General features: G+C 42.3%; 16 protein-coding genes. 6 read left to right on the top strand and 10 right to left on the bottom strand.

Going from position 1 to position 15261, the window contains the following annotated elements:
- The first annotated feature begins 229 nt into the window (after positions 1–229).
- Positions 230–1864: an ATP-dependent endonuclease gene (locus R7Q11_RS05390; protein ID WP_005376365.1), complete on the top strand. Its 1635-nt coding sequence runs from the start codon at positions 230–232 to the stop codon at positions 1862–1864.
- 153 nt (positions 1865–2017) lie between these two features.
- Here R7Q11_RS05390 and R7Q11_RS05385 read toward each other — a convergent pair whose 3' ends face one another.
- Together R7Q11_RS05385 and R7Q11_RS05380 are read right to left on the bottom strand one after the other, a co-directional pair.
- Positions 2018–2500 carry a DUF1097 domain-containing protein gene (locus R7Q11_RS05385; protein ID WP_017634175.1) on the bottom strand — a complete coding sequence of 161 codons (483 nt, stop codon included), beginning with the start codon at positions 2498–2500 and terminating at the stop codon, positions 2018–2020.
- A gap of 228 nt (positions 2501–2728) precedes the next feature.
- On the bottom strand, positions 2729–3634 hold the full coding sequence (locus tag R7Q11_RS05380; protein WP_005376369.1) for a LysR substrate-binding domain-containing protein: 906 nt from the start codon (positions 3632–3634) through the stop codon (positions 2729–2731).
- Positions 3635–3935: 301 nt separating this feature from the next.
- On the opposite strand from R7Q11_RS05380, the gene focA reads away from it, so the two are divergent.
- Positions 3936–5387, top strand: coding sequence for a formate transporter FocA (gene focA, locus R7Q11_RS05375; protein WP_005376371.1), 1452 nt, complete (start codon positions 3936–3938; stop codon positions 5385–5387).
- 137 nt (positions 5388–5524) lie between these two features.
- On the opposite strand, the gene R7Q11_RS05370 is transcribed toward focA, so the two are convergent.
- From R7Q11_RS05370 to R7Q11_RS05360, 3 genes are all read right to left on the bottom strand, one after another.
- The gene (locus R7Q11_RS05370; RefSeq protein WP_054577870.1) at positions 5525–6094 is read right to left on the bottom strand and encodes a YceI family protein; all 570 of its coding nucleotides are present in this window, start codon (positions 6092–6094) and stop codon (positions 5525–5527) included.
- Positions 6091–6630, bottom strand: a complete 540-nt coding sequence (locus tag R7Q11_RS05365; RefSeq protein ID WP_005390157.1) for a cytochrome b — start codon at positions 6628–6630, stop codon at positions 6091–6093. The genes R7Q11_RS05370 and R7Q11_RS05365 overlap by 4 nt, the downstream gene beginning before the upstream one ends.
- 174 nt (positions 6631–6804) lie before the next feature.
- On the bottom strand, positions 6805–7047 hold the full coding sequence (locus tag R7Q11_RS05360; protein WP_005376386.1) for a DUF2164 domain-containing protein: 243 nt from the start codon (positions 7045–7047) through the stop codon (positions 6805–6807).
- A gap of 183 nt (positions 7048–7230) precedes the next feature.
- Here R7Q11_RS05360 and R7Q11_RS05355 point away from each other — a divergent pair, with 183 nt between their 5' ends.
- Together R7Q11_RS05355 and R7Q11_RS05350 are read left to right on the top strand one after the other, a co-directional pair.
- The gene (locus R7Q11_RS05355; protein WP_005376385.1) at positions 7231–7863 is read left to right on the top strand and encodes a hypothetical protein; all 633 of its coding nucleotides are present in this window, start codon (positions 7231–7233) and stop codon (positions 7861–7863) included.
- A gap of 187 nt (positions 7864–8050) precedes the next feature.
- Positions 8051–8839, top strand: a complete 789-nt coding sequence (locus R7Q11_RS05350; protein ID WP_042520834.1) for an EAL domain-containing protein — start codon at positions 8051–8053, stop codon at positions 8837–8839.
- Positions 8840–8866: 27 nt separating this feature from the next.
- Here R7Q11_RS05350 and R7Q11_RS05345 read toward each other — a convergent pair whose 3' ends face one another.
- The 3 genes from R7Q11_RS05345 to R7Q11_RS05335 form a co-directional block, all read right to left on the bottom strand.
- Positions 8867–10126 (bottom strand): DEAD/DEAH box helicase, encoded by a 1260-nt coding sequence (locus R7Q11_RS05345; RefSeq protein ID WP_005376383.1) that lies wholly within the window; start codon positions 10124–10126, stop codon positions 8867–8869.
- Positions 10127–10193: 67 nt separating this feature from the next.
- On the bottom strand, positions 10194–10796 hold the full coding sequence (locus tag R7Q11_RS05340) for an ACP phosphodiesterase (RefSeq protein WP_025767792.1): 603 nt from the start codon (positions 10794–10796) through the stop codon (positions 10194–10196).
- Between the two features lie 81 nt (positions 10797–10877).
- On the bottom strand, positions 10878–11051 hold the full coding sequence (locus R7Q11_RS05335) for a hypothetical protein (protein WP_017820948.1): 174 nt from the start codon (positions 11049–11051) through the stop codon (positions 10878–10880).
- Between the two features lie 314 nt (positions 11052–11365).
- Here R7Q11_RS05335 and R7Q11_RS05330 point away from each other — a divergent pair, with 314 nt between their 5' ends.
- Entirely contained in the window at positions 11366–12796 is a 1431-nt protein-coding gene (locus tag R7Q11_RS05330; protein ID WP_025767793.1) for a methyl-accepting chemotaxis protein, read from the top strand.
- Between the two features lie 430 nt (positions 12797–13226).
- Here R7Q11_RS05330 and R7Q11_RS05325 read toward each other — a convergent pair whose 3' ends face one another.
- Both R7Q11_RS05325 and R7Q11_RS05320 read right to left on the bottom strand, forming a co-directional pair.
- Positions 13227–13895, bottom strand: a complete 669-nt coding sequence (locus tag R7Q11_RS05325; protein WP_025767794.1) for an HAD-IA family hydrolase — start codon at positions 13893–13895, stop codon at positions 13227–13229.
- A gap of 195 nt (positions 13896–14090) precedes the next feature.
- The gene (locus tag R7Q11_RS05320; RefSeq protein ID WP_005376378.1) at positions 14091–14600 is read right to left on the bottom strand and encodes a hypothetical protein; all 510 of its coding nucleotides are present in this window, start codon (positions 14598–14600) and stop codon (positions 14091–14093) included.
- Between the two features lie 145 nt (positions 14601–14745).
- Here R7Q11_RS05320 and R7Q11_RS05315 point away from each other — a divergent pair, with 145 nt between their 5' ends.
- Positions 14746–15216: a CreA family protein gene (locus tag R7Q11_RS05315; RefSeq protein ID WP_005397614.1), complete on the top strand. Its 471-nt coding sequence runs from the start codon at positions 14746–14748 to the stop codon at positions 15214–15216.
- The last annotated feature ends 45 nt before the right edge of the window (positions 15217–15261 follow it).

Here is a 15261-nt window from a genome sequence, read left to right as displayed (position 1 = left end):
CATGACAGAATCATGAATTTTATGAAACTGCGATTTAGGATTTCATGTTTAAGTGATCACGATGCTGTCCCCCAGCTTTGAAAGCAAGCCTCGCTTGTAACGGTCTCTATTCAGTAAGAGGCTCTCGTAATTTTGTGAACTGAGCTTAACTCAAAAATTCCGAATTCATATATGCTTAGGAGTAGCAAAATAACTCTCGATAATTCAAATAATTGCAAGGAGGATTGAGATGAGACTAGAACGCATCGAAATCTCCGGGTTTAGAGGCATCAAACGCCTTTCACTCTCTTTTGACGAACTCACCACGCTTATCGGTGAAAACACGTGGGGCAAATCATCATTGCTCGATGCCCTTTCCATCGCACTACCTGCCAATGGCTCATTGTATCAATTCAAACTGAAAGATTTTCACGTTGACTACTCAATTTCTCATCCACAAACACAACACTTACAGATCATTGTTTGTTTTAAAGCACAGGATAAAAACGAAGTAAAAGCGGGACGCTACAGACGCATAAAGCCTACATGGTGCACCAACGAAGATGGTGAGCAAGTCATTTACTATCGTATTAGTGCGTCTCGCGATGAGCACGGCATTAATACAAAGTACGCGTTTTTGGATCATAACGGCAAACCCAAAAAACTTCACCACTCAGAGAAACTCGCTATTGAGTTAATGACACTTCACCCTGTAATCCGACTACGTGACTCCCGACGCTTCCCAGATTTAAACCATGTCAACGGCGATGGTAAAAATGCTCGGATTGAAAAACGAATCAACAACACCTGTCGACGCTTATTGGCTATGCCTGGCCATGTGAATAAAGGTGAGATTCGTAGTAGCCTCGACTCAATGCAAACGCTTGTTGAACACTATTTCGCGTTCAGAAGTGTCAGTAAAGGCAACCCACGCAAACCTCGTGATGGTCTTTTCTATACAAGCCCTTCCTCTGATAAAGGCTTGAGTCAGTTCTTGAAAGAAACCAATGACAAACAAAGCCGCTTGCTCTTAATGGGGTTACTCAATGCCTATCTTCAAGCTAAGGGCCCCACTGATTTAAGGCGCTGTGCGAGACCAATACTGATCATTGAAGATCCAGAAGGTCGACTGCATCCAACTCATCTAGCGAGAGCGTGGTCCTTATTGCAATTATTGCCAATGCAAAAGATATTAACCACCAACAGTGGCACGTTACTCGGTTCTGTTCCACTGTATTCAATTCGACGTTTAATTCGGCTATCAGACAGAACCATCGCTAAGAGTTTAAACTCAACAAAGTTTGGTCGAGATGAGTTGCGCCGAATTGGTTTCCATATTCGTTTTCATCGTTCAGGAGCATTATTTGCGCGGTGCTGGTTACTTGTTGAGGGCGAAACCGAAGTTTGGCTTTTTCATGAACTGGCTCGTCAATGCGGGTATGACTTGGCTGCCGAAGGGGTTCAAATCGTTGAGTTTGCTCAATCAGGTCTAAAATCACTCATCAAAGTAGCAAAAGAGTTTGGTATTGATTGGCATGTCGTTACCGATGGCGACCCAGCAGGGAAAAAGTACGCGCATGCAGTACGAGCACAGCTCGACCATGATCAGCAAAGGCATCGACTTACGGAATTACCCGACCGAGACATCGAGCACTTTCTGTACAACAATGGGTTTGAACTTTTCTTTAAGGACATCATCAAAGTTCCTCATGACCACCCTATCCCTGCTAAAAAAGTCGTAAATCGTGTTTTGAAAAAACATGCAAAACCGGACTTAGCTTTGGCTATTGTTTCTCATTGTGAAGAGAAAGGCATGGAGTGTATTCCTGTTCTTCTGCGCTGGACACTTAAACGCGTTGTTACCATGGCCAACGGCAATACATGAGTTAGGCGTATTTTACACTCAGCGTATTGTCTTGTAATACAAAAAAAGCACACCAATTTGGTGTGCTTGTATCAAACATCATTAATTTTGATTAAGGGTATTGAGAGGGATAAAACTCAATACACAGTGGATACCAATAAGATCGGGGGTTCACTACTGTGCTTGCTCAGCAAGCGAAGATGAAGTAGCGGTTGATTTCGTATGCAACCATAGCCCTGTCGCTTTCATTAGATAGCCAAACACACCACCTAGCAACAACGATGGAATAACAAGTTGCCAGTTTCCGTCAGCCGCAAATGTTGCGCATGAACCAATAAAAGTACCAGGGATGTACGCGAGCCAAGCCTGTTTAGCTTGAATACACATGAAGAATGCCACAATAGCGGTAATCACATAGCCAATAATTTCCAACCCCACGTAAGTGGAACCGTGAATAATTACCATTGCCCAGAATACGCCTGTCATATTGGTGATTAAGCTGATGCCTAGTCCTTTCAATCCGCTCGTTGGCGCTGCAAAGTAGCTCGTGCAACCTAAAAAACCAGCCCAAGAAAGCAAACCTAAAGAGATGGCGATCCAACCCCATACGCCAGATAAAATTCCAGTAGTGATAGAAATAGCTAAAAGTGTCGTCATGGTAGTCATACCTGCTCGGCTATTATCGTACCTATATGGTTCAATAACTGCCTTCATACATTGAAATCAAGGACACATGTTAGATACATCAGATCAGCTTATCGGTGATATTGATCACAATAAGATATTATTATTTTCACAATTTACATTAAAAGTTTGACGCAACCGATAAATCAACAGATTTAGGGAATAAACCCAACTCATCTCGTAGGCATGTTTAATCAACCTTTAAAGAACTGAAGGCTTCCCTTTCATCATTCGCAGTCCCTCTCTTTTAATGCAGTCGACTAATGGGTTTTCTGCCATATCTGAACGCCATATAAATGAAAGCGTCCTTTCCATTTTTAACTCAGGTACATTTAATGCCACAAGATGACCTGCTTCTATATATCGCTCTACATCTAAATACGGTAAGCAAGTAAGGTACTGACCATTAGCAACTAAACTACGTAATACCGGAACATGTTCATATTCGCGCCACACATCCAAATCTTCAATAAGGTGGTGAATAGAACTATCAAATGTTTTTCGTGTGCCAGAGCCATGCTCTCTTAGTACCCACTTCGCTTGCTCTAACTGCGCAAGGCTAACAGACTGATTACGAGCAAAAGGATGATGAGAAGCTGCGACAACAGTAAGATGATCACGACACCATACTTCTTGGTGTAAACGGTTATCATCACAGCGCCCTTCAATAATCCCTAAGTCATACTTGTAATCTAATACCCCATCAATCACCCCTTTTGTACTTTGTACACCGAGGGAAATACGCATTTCTGGAAAGTCATTATCAATGATACTAATAAGGTCGGGAACTAAGTGCTCTGCTGGTGTTTGACTCGCTCCCATACGAATCTCACCACTCAATAAATGTTGCTCATAGAAGCCCATTTCAATCTGCAATGCGTCTTGTAGCAAGCGTTTTGCTTTTGGTCGTAACCACATCCCCCAATGGGTTAACGCCATTTGCTTGCCTTGCCTCTCAAACAACGGCCTGCCAAGCATCTTCTCTAATTGCGCAAGCGACATACTCGTCGCTGATTGTGTCAAAGCCAATTTTTCTGCGGCTTGGCTTACACTGCCGGTATCTGCAACTGCGTCGAAAACCGCTAATTGCTTAAGTGAGTAGCGCAAAGTGTCCTCCATTATTAGTGGGTATTTCCCAATCCCCACAATTGTTAAAGCATGCCCCAATAAGCAATAGAGTTCATTTTACCTAGCCCCGTAAAGTTATCAATTAATTTGATGAGGTTTCTAAATATTATCAATTTTACCTTACTAACCGTTCTCCCTATTCTGAGTACGCGGTTCGGGAACACCGCAAGCCTCAATGGTTTTGAAACCGAAGTCATTGAGGCTCTTAATAAAAACAACAATTTCATTTTTGAGTTAATAACCAAGGATTTTTTATGCGATTACAAATTAAGGAGTCAATATGGCGGTGACCAGTTCTCAAAATCACCAGTATTTTTCTCCAAAAGAGATGATGGTTGAAGCGGAAAAATTTGCGTTAAGTAAGGCAAACAAAACCAGCAGTATGACATTAAGCCTCGCCATTATGGCCGGCGCGTTCATCGGGTTAGCATTCTTGTTTTACATCACGGTGACCACCGGTAGTACGGGCGCTGGTTGGGGCTTGAGCCGCCTAGCTGGTGGACTCGCATTTAGCATGGGATTGATCCTCATAGTGATCTGCGGTGGTGAATTATTTACCAGCTCCGTCCTATCCAGTATTTCTTGGGCCAATAAGCAAATATCGTTCGGTAAGATGCTTTCGATCTGGGGCAAAGTTTACGTTGGTAACTTTATTGGTGCGATGTTCCTACTTGCGCTGGTTACTGCTGCTGGTCTTTATCAGATGGATGGCGGTCAATGGGGATTAAATGCGCTTAACATCGCACAACACAAACTTCACCACACTCTCATTCAAGCGTTTGCACTCGGTATTCTCTGTAACCTGTTGGTCTGCCTAGCGATTTGGCTGACATTTAGTTCTGCAAATGCAATGACAAAAGCAGCAATGACAATTTTGCCTGTGGCAATGTTTGTCAGCAGCGGTTTTGAGCACTGTGTTGCGAACATGTTTATGGTTCCACTTGGTATTGTTATCGCGAATTTTGCACCTGAATCTTTTTGGGCATCTGTCGGTGTGCCCGCGTCACAATACACAGACCTAAACATTAGCCACTTTATTACCGCTAACTTAATTCCTGTCACGCTTGGCAACATCGTCGGCGGAGCGGTATTAGTTGGCCTTTCAAACTGGTGTATTTTTCGCCGACCAGAACTAAAAGCAGCGAATATTTCTTCTATCACTACAACTACAACACTGTCGTCAGTTAAGGATTTCACCATGAAAAATGCCTCTTTTGTTAAAGACATTATGAACCCAAAACCAATCACCATTCGTGCAGAAACGCCAATTGCAGCCGCGCTGGATGTGTTACTTGATAACAACGTAACTAGCGCACCTGTTGTAGACGTACAAAATCGATTAGTTGGCTTCTTCTCTGCTCACGATGTGATGGTAGAACTATGGTGTGAGGACTACATTCCGGTGAAAGACCAAAAAGTCGTCGACATCATGAGCAGAGATGTGGTCGCAATTGACGCTGATGATCGCCTCGTTGATGTTGTGGAATTCCTATGTATCGATAAAGAGCAGTTGTACCCAGCGAGCAGTATGGGTATCGCCACTCGCTTGACGTCTTTGTCTCTCGAAGAACGCGCTAAAAGTATCAAAGTAAGTAAGCCACAAGTGCTTCCTGTGCTTGAAAATGGGCAGATGGTCGGGGTGGTTACTCGTACTGAAGTATTAAAAGCACTACGCCCGATTTTTGGTGAGCGTTTAAACCTAGTGGAAAAAAGCGAGTTAGAAACAGCGTAATTCGCTAAACATTTACAACGTTTATTGGCTTTCAATCGCTATCACTGACGGGTTTATCGATGTTAGTGATGTGATTAAGATAATAAAAAAGCGCTCTTCAAGTGAAGAGCGCTTTTAGTGTATCTAAAAGGAACTAATTACTTCTTAATACCTTCGATATGAAGTTCCATATCGACGTAGCTTGAAGCACCCATTACTGGGATGTCAAAGTCAGCAAGCTCTAGGCGAGTGTTGCCAACAAAGCCAGCGCGCTCGCCGCCCCATGGGTCACTGCCAGCACCAACGAATTCAGCCTCAATAGTAATAGGCTTAGTAACACCGTGTAGCGTTAGATCACCAGTTACATCTAATTTGCCATTGCCTTTATCAACCACTTTTGTGCTCGTAAAGGTTGCTTCACTGTATTTACCAGCATCGATGAAATCACCACTACGAATGTGTTTGTCACGTTCAGCATGGTTTGAATCTAGGCTGGTTGTATCAACAACAACATTTACTTTTGAGTCAGCAATGTTGTTTTCATCAAAAGAAAAGTCACCAGAAAATGTATTGAAACGACCTTTGATGAAACTGTAACCCAAGTGGCTAACTTTAAAGTTGATTGAAGCGTGAGCACCTTTGGTATCGATGACATAATCTGCAGCGTGCGCACCAAATGGCAGTGCCATAGCGATAGCTAATCCTGTAGCGAAAAGTGACTTTTTCATTTTGAAGCTCCTAACATTTTTCTTAATGTGTTGTCTTTATCGATAAAGTGGTGTTTTAGTGCAGCAATAGCATGTAAACCTGCAATCAGGATGACTGCCCAAGCTGCATAGAAGTGAATCTCACCTGCAATATCTGATTGGCCTGGGAATAACTCTCCCGCTCCTGGCACGGTGAACCAATTAAACACTTCGATGCCGCGTCCATCAGACGTTGAAATGAGGTAACCTGAAACAAAGATGGTGACCAATAGTAGGTACATGACACCATGCGCTGCTTTAGCAGCAAGCACTTCGTAACGTTTGCCTTCTACCTTTGGTGACGCCGTCACATGTTTCCATACGATGCGTGCCAAAGTTAAAATAGCGAGTAAAATACCGACAGAGCGATGGTAATGCGGCGCAGTTCGATACCATTCGCTGTAATAGCTAAGGTCGACCATCCACAAACCCACTGCAAATAGACCAATAATGCACAGCGCTGATAACCAATGCATCACGCGTGCAGTAAGGTTGTAATTCTTTACCAGTGTATCCATCTCAAGTTCCTAGATATATTCCTAAGTTAATGCTGAGCAAGAAACACTACATTAACCTATTTACGTCATATGAAACAGATTATTTACCATCATTTACATCCAGCCAATGGTACCGTATCTATCAAGTTGTTCGAATTTTTTGAAGGAACTTTAAATCGTTTGTAAAACTGAAACTTACAGCTTAATTTCTTGTTCTATCTCATACAGCTCTTCGGAAACTTCTAACATTCTGCGTTCAACCAGTAACTTAGCATCTTCAACACCCTTGTTATAATAAATTACCCCTAGTTTTTCTGTAATAAAATCAATTAGAAACTCACTATCGAACTGGCCAATTTCAACATCTAGCTCGTCTTGCATGTAATCTTGGATGGCGGTGGCCAACGCCTCTTTTTGTGCGCGTTCTAGCTTTATCATTTTTTCCCTTTCAAATTTTTGTTCAACTTCTGCTTCTTTCGTGTTGCTCTATTAAAGATTAAACACGGTCATTTGTGAGAAATTTGGTGTTTAGATCAAGAAGTTGCCGAAGTAAATTAGTCTATTCTCAAAAGACTATGCTAACCTTTTGCAGTTCGTTTTGTAATTATTAAGGGATATTCTTTGCTACTCGACCTAGTTATTCAAAGTGTTAATGATTTTCAAGACGACTGTCTTAAGCTGTGTGAAAAGCATTACCCTGCGGTGCATAACCAAGGCATGAGTGAGCATCATCTTGGTCTCGCGTTTTCAAGAAGGATGGAACATACTTTTCGTCACTTTGGATACAACTGCGTGATAAAGCCAATCGAAGTGTTGGATTCTCCAGACCTTCCCCATCACTATCGAATTTCATCCGACATCGGCACTGTCTGGGTTCTGAGTCACCATATGGTCAGTGCCGGAAAATCTTGCCGGGAAAACTTACTCTCATCAATTACGGAATGGCAGAGTGAATATGGCTATGCCTTACAGCCTAATGACCTACTCTTTTTGGTTTGTGATCATTGGATAAGTCGCAGCAAAACGAGCCGAGAATTACTTCATTGGTGGATGGGTGAACTACCCGATCAGATCAACGAATACACAGAACAAGGAATCACACTGTACACCAGCGAGTCGCAACTCACGCAATCTTTGGACACTCGATTCGGTATTAGCCCTTGTTACATTAAGTTTGGGCATCCTTTACGGCGTTCGAACAAACAGCAGTTAGTCAGAAAATATTTGCAGTTGTATGCCGTACTGCAATGGTAGCATCAAATTGAAGTGCTGAGATTATCAATTATTTCATCAATTTGTTTGATATCACTCGACAAAACTACCCATCCATTACCATCGTTCTTGCTTGAGTTAATGAGCACACTTAGATTCATTGCCAATGAAATAGAAAAATTAGCGCGATAACGCTGATGTTGAGACATTGATTTAGGTTGTGGTAACAATGATGAGCATCTCGCAACTACTTAGTTGCATCCGGAAAGAAGCCGACGGGCAGTATATTGCGAAATACGCGAACTTCACTCTCCGCAGTGTCTTTCAACCCATATATAAGAACGATATTTCCATCGTTGGCCTTGAAGCACTGGTAAGAATTAGCAATGCCAATGGCACCATGGTTAGGCCAGATCAGTTTTTCCAATCCAAAGCGACTCCCACTCAAGATTTGCTCAATGTTGAACGCTTAAGTCGCCTAATCCATATCAAAAATTTCTCTCAGTCTCGCTTTCACACAAAACAATTGTTTCTCAATGTATTACCGGTAGCGGCAGAGATACTAGTCAAAGACATCACTTATAACCGACTGCTAAAACAAACCATTTATGAATCGCATTTGATGAATGAACAAATCGTCATGGAGTTACTTGAATTGAAGGTGGAGGATGAACTCTCTTTGTCTCAAGCTGCTCGGGAGTTAAGTCTTGAAGGATTTAAATTAGCGATTGACGATTATGGCGTCAATGCATCGACAACTGAGCGAGTGAGAAGCGTTTGCCCAGATATAATCAAGATGGATCGCTCTTTATTGCTAAGGTATGAAAACGGTGATTTTAAAGCGCTTAACGATGCATTATCACTCGCAAAAGCGTTATGCTCTAAAACCGTTATCGAAGGAATTGAAACCGAGCATCAACTTCGCTTAATGAAAAAGCTCGGTTTCGATATGTATCAAGGGTACCTACTTGCTATCCCCCAAACGTTAGACGTCTATGAAGAGGCAAAAACAGCCTGACTATGTAAGAACAAAAGTTTGCGCGGTTTAGCGAGAGCTACGTGATTTACCACGATTCTTATGAATCGCCAATTTTGCTTTTAGCTTACGCTTCTCAGATGAACGACTACGACGGCGCCCACCCCCATTTTGTTCAGGCTCAACTTCTTCTACAAGACTTGGTTCGAAACCTGCCAGCCATTCTTGGGGTAAGCGTTGATCAAGCAGGTTCTCGATAGCTTGCAACAAGTACTCCTCATCTCTACTCATCAGAGAAACCGCCAAACCTGACTTTCCTGCTCTTCCAGTGCGGCCAATTCGATGGACATAATCTTCTGCTTTGAATGGCATATCAAAGTTCACGACTTGTTCTAGCTCTTGAATATCTAACCCTCGTGCTGCCACATCGGTTGCAATCAAAGCACGTACCTTACCTTGTTTAAATTCATCCAAAGCTCTTTGGCGGGCGCCCTGTGATTTATCACCGTTGATAGAAACCGCTTTGATGCCATCTAACTTGAGCTCTTTCGCTAACTCATCACTGCCTTGCTTCGTTTTTGTAAATACCAGCACTTGCTGCCAATTCCGCGAGCCAATTAAGTACGCTAGCAATTCACGTTTCCGTTTTTTATCCACTGGATAAACCATTTGTGTTACCGTTTCAGCAGTCGTATTTGCTGGTGAAACTTCGACTTCAACTGGCGATTCCATGAGTTTATACGCAATAGTTTTGATTCGCTTCTCAAATGTCGCAGAGAACAATAGGATCTGTTTCTCTGCAGGTAAACGTCGGAAGATGCGCTGCAAGTCAGGCCAAAATCCCATATCTAACATACGGTCGGCTTCGTCTAACACGAGCATACCGGTTTTAGAGATGTTTACGTTACCATTAAACAGGTGATCCAAAAGGCGGCCTGGCGTGGCAATCAAAATATCAGCGCCCTCTTCTAACTTTCTCTTTTGTACGCCAATGCTTGTACCACCATAAACACACACGATGCGAAGTTCTGTTTCTGCCGAGTACTGATTCAAATTATCAAATACCTGCTGTGCAAGCTCGCGTGTTGGAACCAAAATCAATGCTTGAGGTGTGCCATTAAGTTTCTTTTGCTGAACGGTTTGTATGATAGGTAAACCAAACGCAGCCGTTTTTCCCGTACCAGTTTGTGCAGCAGCAAGTAAGTTTTTTCCTGCAAGGACGTGTGGAATTGACTTTTCTTGCACTGGTGTTGGCGTCACGATATTTAGATTGCCTAGCGTCTCGATTAGCTTTTGTTCGATGCCTAAATCAGCAAAATTAACAGACATGTGTAACCTCATTATTTTTGGAGCGCAGAGTTTACCAGAGCCCCTAAAGCCATACTACTTTTCTATCTCATTGAGTTGAGTCGTTAAGCTGTTGCTGAAAATCATACGACTGGCGCAAAACATCTCGATAAAGTGACGAGAACTTCTCTTCTAATTCGGTGTAATCACTTTCAATCACTTTAAATGTTGTGGTTAAGTCTGCCATTCTAGGACTTCTTTGCGATATCCGATGTAGTGCAAATTCTATATTGTCTAGATCTTGATAGGATTGAAGCCATCGGCCATGCCACATTCTGCTGTGGAGCACCAAAAAACGTGGCGGCAAATGTTCATGAACCTCTCGGTTTACTCTCTCGTATGCCGTTTTTACAAAGTGTTCGAGAGGCACGGAATGAAAGTCGTTCCAGTGTTTTGCGAGGCAATGATCCCAAAACATATCCAAAGCGATAGGTGCAAAACGTCGCGCAACACCAGTGAAATGAGGCTTACATTCGTTGACGATTGGATGATGGTCGGTAATACGGTCAACAAATCTATGTAATCTGATGCCATTTGAGATATCGCGATCATACAGCTTGCTTGGATCTCCTTTTACGAAGTCTCCAAGCAAGTTTCCCAACAAATGGCTGTTACTGTGATCTGCGATATGCAGGTGGGCTAGAAAGTTCATTCGACGCCAGTTTTGGCCTCTAGGGCTTGGTGTGACATGAACCTAGTATAACGTCAATTACGACGAGATGAGAGTGTTCCGCTATTCGGCTTCGTTGTCTGAGCCAACGTATTCCGACAAGATAATGCCAATTTCAAGCGCATCTAGCAGCTCTAGGCTCTCATCGTTTTGGTATTGGTCGCTCATTGTGACCTCCTTTATTTTAAGCTCTCTTGCTTTTACTTGCTGACGGCCTGGCTCTTGCCATATCCACATCAGCAACTCCTTTTTATAGTCTTTATATGACACATTCATGACAGCGAGAAGTAAAGATTTAAAAACCTATGAGCATAATCAAAAGTAAACGATTGCAATTAGATTTCATATCCGCTTAACACTTTAGAGAAATGACTCTTTTATCAACATTCATGTCAATTTAAAGATATAACATACTGTTATAGGCGTCCTTAGATCTCATTTCTTAAACTAAATTTAGTATTCGTTACATATTTTGCTGATTAACTTCGCATATTTTGTTTCGATATAGCAATAGATTTGGTCAATATCTTTTATCTCTAATGGAGCTTTAAATGAGAGAAGTTGAGTTTAGAACGATAGACAGGCTGTTTATCAAGATGTCTATCAACGACAAAATGTGGGTTATATTCCTACTGTTTTTAGTAGCCCTCACTTCAGTGGCTGGAAGCCGCTACTTCAATGAAATACAACAATTTGAGCAGCAAGCCATCTCGGCGAGCGAAGCGAAGCTTTCTGGTATCGTTGATGCTCAATCAAACCGCGCTACAGAAATTGACGGCGTATCGAAATCGAACCGCGTAAGCGAGAGTTCTTTTGTCGATGGGTCTGTCACCGCTTATGCCAAGTTGCATTCTGGAGAAGTGATTAAGCTGACTCAAAATGTGTCCACACAATACGAATCGGTAAAATCATCAGCTCTATCGTCACTATTACTCAGCTTCTTATGGGTTATTCCTTTTGCCCTATTCTCTTACTGGGTGGCAACGTTTATCGGAGGAGCTCTGTGGGTTTTATATACAACAACCGAAAAAATTGGTGACGGTGACTTAACCTCTCGTCTTGGTTTTCACCCTGGTCGAGATGAATTCGGTACCATCGGCTGTGCGCTAGACAAGTCTATGGATACCTTAAGTGAACTGGTTAATAGTGTTAAAAATAATGCAACGATGTTGAGCGAGACATCTTCTGCATTCGAAAAAGATATGCAGTTGAGTGAAACCCAGATATCTCATCAATATCAAACGCTTGATTCAGTCGCGACGGCAATGGAAGAAATGACAGCCTCTGCAAAGGAGGTATCAAGTATTTCTCAACAAGCAACGACGCAGTCAGACCAAGATGCCCAGAAGATCGAACTAAGCAGAAGCCGTGTACAAAACGTGATTGGCGAGATAGAGACGTTATCTAGCTATATTGAACAAGCCTCTACGTCAGTAACCAATTTAAACGAGAATACGACGCAGATTAATGACGTGATCACAACGATTAACGCCATTTCAGAACAAACTAATCTGTTGGCGCTAAACGCAGCAATCGAAGCAGCCCGTGCTGGTGAACAAGGTCGTGGATTTGCAGTGGTTGCCGATGAAGTACGTACATTAGCAAGCAGAACTCAACAGGCAACAGTAGAGATCCAAGCCATGATTGAGAAGCTTCAAATTGAGAGCCAGAACATTGCTTCAATCACCAACCGAACCGTTCAGCAAGCTCAAACCAGCAGCCAGCTTATTGATGAAATCGGCCATGATGTTACCTCTATTGCCGAGTCAGCACGCTCATTAATGGACATGAGCATTCAGATTTCCACATCTGCTGAAGAACAAAGCGCAGTTGCTAACGATATTGCATCGGAACTTTCAGAAATTCGTAGTCAATCAAGCACAATCAGAGAAGTGGCGGAGCAATCTACCGCTGGCGTCGCTAATCTCACGCAAGCCTCCGTTTCTCTTGGTGAGATATTACAACGCTACCGCACCGCATAACGTTGTGGAACTTATGATCAACAAGGGCTCCTTAAGGAGCCCTTTTCTTTAAACCGTGTTCAACTATTACCTTCGATATTTTCTACGACATCCAAGTGGATATTTGAAGTGAATCTCAAGTTCTCGCTGTACCGGATGAAATAATGTTCTTAAACAAAGCGTTCCGCTATGCTTGATCTTGCCAATTCCAATTTGCTGCTGGAAAACAATATGAATAATTACAAAGACACAAAAGACATAGAGAACCTGAATTGCCCACTCTGCCAAGGAGATGAATATCTCATTTCATCGGATGGCGAGAAATTCACATGCGCTGCTTGCGGATTTCATACAAAAAACTTCTCATCTATCCAATGTCTACATCAAACGCCTTACCTACAGTCTAAACTTAAGCACATCCACAGCTTGAGTCCGGTTTGCCATTAGTAGGTCAAACAGAGCAGCCACACAGCTGCTCTTTTAATTCATCTAAATGATGAATGCGAATTACACGCTCGTCATCAACACGATTGATAGCTTCACCATTAAATAACTGTATCGTTTTGATACCGGCGTTTAGTCCCGCCTCAACTCCTTTAGGCGTGTCATCAATATAAAGACAGTCACTTGGTAAAAAGCCCATGCTCATAGCACTGTACATGATTAAATCGGGCTCAGGCTTCCAACTATTCGCATCGAATGCCGAGAACACTTTCCCTCGGAAAGCATCGAGTAAACCGGTTAACTCCAAAGCGTATTCAATTTTATCTTTAGGTCCATTAGACGCCACACAATATTCGATATTATGCGAATCCAAAAACTGAATTAATCGTTTTGCGCCATCCATCGGCTGTAAGTGACGCACAAAAAGAGACTGGACTTCTTCTCGGTATTGCGGCTCTAAAACATCAATTGGGACTTTGATATCTTTCAATTCTTTAGTATCTAAAAGGATGTCAGCGAGCTTTCCTCCTTTAAAGTGAGAAACGCACTCTTCCATCGTTAACTCAGCCCCATGCTGGTTAAATACATTGACGAGCGCTTGGCAACACAGTCTTTCGCTGTCGACCAACGTACCATCACAGTCAAATATCACGCACTTAATATTGGTAATTGCCATAGCCATCTCCAGACGTCTTAAAGGCTCAAGCCCAAGCTGATTTTAAGAATGTTTGGATTAATCTTATTTGAGTTTGGGATTGTTGAAACGACGAGCTTGGCATTTCATGGAAATAGAAGGGAGCAATTACAGTTTTTCTAAGCAAGATCACCCAACGTCATCTTGCTTTACTTTTTATGCACATTGATGTGTAAGTTAGTTTTCGATAACCACTGAGTCTAACAGTTTTTGCTCGGTGCTTAGTCTTTTAGCCAGATCAGCCACAAACGAGCTTTTGTATTTTGATTCAGAAACAGCAACATCAGAGATGAGTGTATTTCCTTCGAGATGGCTAACAATAGCAGCACCAATTGGGACTCCAGATTTAAAACCAACATATAATTCAAAATCTGGCGTGAGGATAATCTGTGTCAGATATTCAATGATCATATCTTTATCATACTGCTGTTCCCAGCGCTGAGATTGCAAGATAGAGAACATAATGGTCAGTCGATGAAAATCGACCAGAAAAATATCGTCGGGGTTAAATTCAGAGTCACTTTCCAGTAGTGTGTCTTTGTCGACTACTTGATACGTTGCTTTTTCTAGCGTTTTGAAATAGACATCGCGCCCTTTCAAACTCTCTGGTGTCGGAAATTCAACTTCGACCAGATCATACAGCCATGTATTTTTACGCTCGATACTGGCTAACTGTTGTTCATTCATCTTGATACCTTCGTTTAGAGCAGTACATTAGCATGAAGCCCGCAACAAACCTAGCGCACATAGACCTTTCCGTGGCTAAATTTTGTTTTAGGTGCAAACCTCTGATAAATTTCATCAATATCTTTCCTAGTTAAGGACAAAAATAATGAAAAAGATGCTGTTAAGTGCATTGCTTGCTACTACTCTAGTTGGTTGTTCAGATAACGATGTTGCTGACGTGGGGCTCGGGTGGTTTACTTTGAAAGACATCAAAGTCGGTGAGTTGAAAGACGAGGTAGTAACAGGTGTCACATGTCACATCGCCTCTATCGAAGCGGATTTCAGCTTAGCAGATCCAAGTGATAGCTCAATATCATGTCGTCAGACTGGCGAAATCACACCGGAAATGATTGCAAAAATAGATAAGAGTAAGTCCGGTGAAATTGTATTTAAGAAGTCAAAAAGCATTTTCTTCAAAACAATGAAGGTTCGCCGTATTTATGATGCCGATAACCAAACCTTACTCTACTTGTCTTATACAACAAAAGAGACCGATGGTAGTTTTAAGCATAGCCTTTCGACAGTCCCACTTTGGGGTACCAAGGCTTACGTTGAGCCAACTGAAGTGAAAAAGTAACGCGGGTAAATTTAGTTAGCGCGGAGCAGGCTCTTTCCGGGCGCT

Source organism: Vibrio sp. 970 (assembly GCF_033339075.1).
Note: the sequence above shows the minus strand (reverse complement) of the source record. Positions and strands in the feature narration are given on the sequence as shown.